This window comes from Streptococcus sp. HMSC078H12 (genome assembly GCF_001814615.1).
Classification (GTDB): Bacteria; Bacillota; Bacilli; order Lactobacillales; family Streptococcaceae; genus Streptococcus; species Streptococcus salivarius_F.
In genome coordinates this window covers 182,826-188,341 of the sequence record NZ_KV817339.1, presented here as the reverse complement: position 1 = coordinate 188,341, position 5,516 = coordinate 182,826, and the positions used below count along the sequence as shown (strand labels likewise).

Below are 5,516 nucleotides of genomic sequence, written 5' to 3'. Positions count from 1 at the left end.
ACTTTCTTTTCCATGATAATTCTCCTTTCATTGAAAGACAAATTGGAATTATATGTGTGAAATAAATATTATTCGTAAATATATTTAATAACCCTTCCATCACCGTTTTCATCGAAATGAACAAGCTCAGCTTTCACCTTGTAACGAATTGAGTGATTAAAAGTAATATCAACATTTTTAGCACGTTTTCCAGTTTTTGGGTAATAATAATGGTAGTAGTAGTCTTTTCCCGCCCAAATTGTTCGCAATTCATCGTAGCCTAGTCTACCATCATCGTGAAAATAGTAGTAATCATCTCCAATCTTTTGTTCACCCTTATAACATTTACCATCACTACCAACATAGTAACGATAACCGTCAATGTCAACGAATTTGTCACGTCCTAAGTCAACAAGTTCACCAGTATTCTTGTCATAGTAATAACCATCATCAGCAACAATACCTTTAGCTTGTTTACCATCTTTATCAAAGTAAACCTTTACATTATCGATAGTTTTGTGTCCAGTTACCTTTTGACTATTTTCATCGACGTAGTACCAACTATTAGAATATTTTTTACCAAAATATCTAGTAATTGCACCAGTTGAGGTGTCTACTAGACTAGGGTATCTATCGAATTGAAATACTTGAACATAATTATGGTCGATAGGGTCATTACCTAGGTCGGTGATAAAATGCCATGGTTTTATTTGAACATAACGATTTGTGACTAAAGCTCCGGTGTCTTTATCGTGATATCTACCATCTGGTGCGAAATCCCCTTTTAACTGTGGTCCATCAGGGTAGAAGTAGTAGTCCTCACCGTTAATAATCTGATAACCTGACACCTTGTAGCCACTATTATCTAGGTAGTAGCGGAATGTAGTTGAGATACCATTAGCACGCCATTCACGAGCGATTCTTACAGTACGATCTCTGAAAGTATTTCTTGCTAAGCTACCTGTATGTTTATTGTAATATTTACCGTTTTTTGCGAAACCTCCTTTTACTTGCTCTCCATTTTCATCGAAGAATACAGTTTCACCATTAATAGTATGTTCGCCTTTTAAAGCGATTCCTTCGGAACCAAAATAGTAAAATGGTTTTGTATCATCACTAAATCCATTGTGGTCAGAAGGGACGTATAAGTTCCTAGCTAGATGACCATTATCATTCATATAATGGATATTGTGGTAGTCATCATAGAACAGTCCATTTTTTTTGATATCATCTTTCTTTTCAGTAATGATACCTTCTTGGTCTGAAATATAAAGTTTGTCTTTTACTTCAAAAAGTGTTCCAATGACACGCTCACCATTAATTTTGTCGTAGTAGTATTTGTTTCCTCCTTGTTTAATAAACTCACCTTTAGATTGCTTTCCGTTATGGTCAAGATAATACCATTTACCATTTATCATAACTGATTGGTTGACTCCTAAATTAACACGAGCACCGGTATCTTTATCATAATAGTAACCATCGTCTGCGAACTGGTCTTTGATTTGTTCACCATAGACATTGAAATAAGTAGCAACACCATTTATCGTTTGGGGACCGTGAAGGAATTTTCCGTCATATCCTGCATAATAGGTGACTTTTCTAATTTTAGGGTTAAGATAGTCATTTTCTAGGTGATAGATAGTAACGTATTGATTTTTAACCATCATTCCTTGGTAGTCATAATAATAGCTGTTTTCAAATTCGTCGGTAACAATTTGGTTGCGATAGTTTAAAGCATATGGTACTTCAGAGAGTTTACCTTCATTATCAGCTTTATAGGTCTTACCATCGATTTGAATAAGAGAGTTGATAACCATTTGTCCATTATGCAAATCATAGTAATGTTTTGGTAGACCTGAATTTGAGTAGCTAGCCTCACCTTTTAGTTGACGACCATTACCGTCAAAACAAACATGATAACTATCGACAATTTGGTTTCCAATGAGTTTTTGACCATTTTCATCGACATAGTACCAGTTTCCATTGTCTTCTACATAAGCATTGGTAACAAGTTCACCACTATCCTTGTCATAGAAGTGTCCATTCGGAGCGAAGTGTCCTTTAACTTGGACTCCACTGTCCTTAAAGTAAACTTTGACGTTATCAATGGTTTGTTCGCCAATGAGTTTATTGCCATCGGCGTTGTAGTAATACCAGTTGCCTTTATCATCGCTGACATATTGGTTATGGAATCTAGAATCACCTTGAATAGTGATATTTCCCTCTTTATCTGCGATATAATGGATACCGTTTAACTCAAAAGATGTATCCTTGACTTTACGACCATTATCTTTGTCGAAGTAGTAGATTTTATTATCAATATTAATGAATTCGCCTTTGGCTTGATGTCCTTCTGGACGAGATGATTCATGGAAGTAGAGTTCAAAGCCATCAATAGTTTTAGGTCCAGTGACAGAAAATCCGTCTTTGTTGAAGTAATACCAACGACCTTCGTAGTCCATCATAAATTGATTTTTTGGATATTCTCTATTATTTTCTGAAGGAAGAGTATAGTAAGTTGGGAACGGATAAGTCACAATGTTTAGTTGTTTATTGAGATAATGTGCTACCCCATCGTTGTCTGAATAAAATACATATGGCATAGACTTCCATAAACCCTTTTCGATGATAGGAAATTGTTTGTTTTTGGCTAAGGCCCCTTTGTCATCAAAGTAGTAGCGTTTGTGATCTAATTCCATTAGTCTATGAACAGCAACTTGGCCATTGTCATAGATGTAATAGTCGTTACCTAAAATTGTCTGACGACCTTTCTTAAGAGTGTTACCATTTTTATCGAAATAGTAACGTTCTAGTCCAGGCATTACATAATAGTTTGGTTCGATATAAGCAGGTTCATTGAAGTAAACAACTTTACTATAGTTTTCTTCTGGAATATAGTGGTTGTCTTTGAATGTAATAAAACGATCTGTTACTAGCTTGCCATCGTTTCCATCGTAAAAGTGCAGTTTGTCGTCAACTTTCCTAAGCTGACCTTTTACCATAGTGCCGTCATCGTTAAAGTAATATTGGAAACCGTTGATGTCTTTTGGTCCGGTAACCAGCTGCCCTTTTGCATCTACATAATAGGTAACACCATTTGCATCTGAAACGAAACTTTCTCTTTTATCTGTCTTTTTTGTGATACCTTCCGCTTCAACAGTGATGGTGAAATCACCATCTTTTTGTGAGGTATCTAAAGTTGTTTTATCAGGAGAAGTGCTTATGATGAGGGTTTCGTTGTTTGTAGGTGTATTTGTTGCACTTACCTCAGAATGTATAATTTCAGAATTAGCTGCTTCCGAACTAGCTGTGCTTGTCACTTCAGAGCTTGGTTTTTCAGAAACGGTTTCTGTTGAAGCCACTTCAGAGCTAGCTACTGGTGCTTCTGATACTGTGGCAGTTTCGCTCGAAGCGGTAGCAGGTGTGTTTTCTACAGGTTTAGCTGTGGCTTCACTAGTTGCTGGAGCCTCAACGTCAACAGCATCTTCTTTGATGATAGCTTCAACAGTTGCTTCATTAACAGGGGTAGTCTGTTCTTCAGCTGAAGCGTAGTTGAGAACTGCAAAACTCAATCCTAAAGCAAGTCCTGTCACTGCAATAGTTACCCAATGTTTTTTAACTTTGTGAAGTTTAAAATGTACTTTCTTTTCCATGATAATTCTCCTTTCATTTTAAATCTGTCATTTTAAGAAGGAGTATTTATAACTTCATTAACTAATGAGTGTTCCGTTACCATCCGCATCAAAATGATAGGTTTGCCCTTTGATAGTAATGTCAATATTTGACAAACGGGCACCTGAGTTGGCATCGTAGTAGTGGATTTTACCATCGACGGTGACTAGCTCTCCCTTGGCTTGTTTACCGTTACTATGGAAGTAGACTGGGACATTGTCAATAGTTTGTTCACCGGTCAAGGCGTACCAGTTTGGACCAAAGTAATACCAACTACCTTCCCATTCATGGTATTGATTTTTAAGAGCAGCGCCTGTAGCTTCATCCAGATAGTAGATGTGGCTGCTGTTAGGGATAGTATCACTGTAATACGCATAGATGAGCTCACCTCTACTTTGCATTCCGTAGTAGTATTTACGAGTAGGAAGTCCAAAGTAGTAGAGTTCGCCATCGATAACTTGAACTGAGACTAATTTGCCTCCCTTACCGTCTAGATAGTACCAGTGATTATCTTTGGTTCTGACGAAACCAGCTTTTGTGACCTTTTTACCATCAAATCCGATATAGTCTCCACTATCTGCGTAGTATGTGAATTCTCCGAAGCCTTGATGACCATCTCCAACGATAAGATTCACTTCTTCACCATGAACAATATGTGTTCCTGAGTAAACTTTTCTACCATCTGTACCAACATAATAGCGTTTGCCATCGACTTCGACGATTTGGTCTCGGACAGCAGCACCTGTGTCTTTGTCATAGAAATGATCAGCATTGGCAAAAACACCTTTGGCTTGGATACCCTCTTTATCAAAATAGACCTCTACACCATCTATAGTTTGAGCACCAATTAATTTATCGCCCTTATCATTGACAGAGTACCACTTGCCATCTTTTTCGACATAACGGTTGGTGACGAGGGCACCAGTATCTTTATCATAATAATGGCCGTTTGGCGCAAAGTCCCCTTTAACTTGGATACCATCATCATAGAAGTAGACATTTACAAAATCAACAGTTTGAGCACCGATTAAGAGGCGACCATCTTTATCGCTGTAGTACCAGTTGCCTTCGTCATCAGACCAATAACGATTGCTAATCAGTTGACCACTGTCTTTTTGGAAATAATAGGTATTACCATCAAGAATGACAAAGGTATCCTTGGCTTGAACCCCGTTAGGGTAGAAGTAGAGTGTGAAGTTATCAACAATTTGTTTACCAGTAAGTGCTTTACCATCTTGACCAAAGTAGTACCAATTACCCATTTTGTCAGAGGCAAAGGCATTGCGCGTGATTTGACCACTATCCTTAGCAAAATGATAGGTACTACCATCAATCTGACGGGTATCGTCTTTGACTTGTTTACCATCAGCATCAAAGTAAACGTCTACATAGTCAATAGTTTGTAGACCAGTAAGCGCCTTGCCATCCTTAACATAGTACCAGTTACCTTGGTCATCGCTAGTGTATTGACCACCTGTAACCACTGTTTTTTCGACTACTTCAGGGCTAGCACTTACGTCAGAATTTGCAGTTTCCGGGCTGGCTACTTCTGAACTAGCTGTGCTTGTCACTTCAGAGCTTGGTTTTTCAGAGACTGTTTCTGTTGAAGCAACTTCAGAGCTGGCCACTGGTGCTTCTGATACTGTGGCAGCTTCACTCGAAGCGGTAGTAGCTGTGTTTTCTGCAGGTTTAGCTGTGGCTTCACTAGTCGCTGGAGCCTCGACGTCAATAGCACCTTCTTTGATGATGGCTTCAACAGTTGCTTCATTAACAGGGGTAGGCTGCTCTTCAGCTGAAGCGTAGTTGAGTCCTGCAAAACTCAATCCCAAAGCCAGTCCTGTCACTGCAATAGTTACCCAATGTTT

At 38.3% G+C, this 5,516-nt stretch carries 1 protein-coding gene and 1 pseudogene; both read right to left on the bottom strand.

Going from position 1 to position 5,516, the window contains the following annotated elements; translation table 11 throughout:
• Positions 1-68 precede the first annotated feature (68 nt).
• The gene (locus HMPREF2979_RS07510; protein ID WP_070655955.1) at positions 69-3,632 is read right to left on the bottom strand and encodes a KxYKxGKxW signal peptide domain-containing protein; all 3,564 of its coding nucleotides are present in this window, start codon (positions 3,630-3,632) and stop codon (positions 69-71) included.
• A 57-nt stretch (positions 3,633-3,689) separates the two neighbouring features.
• Positions 3,690-5,516, bottom strand: a pseudogene (locus HMPREF2979_RS07505) (glucosyl transferase); the annotation flags it as partial.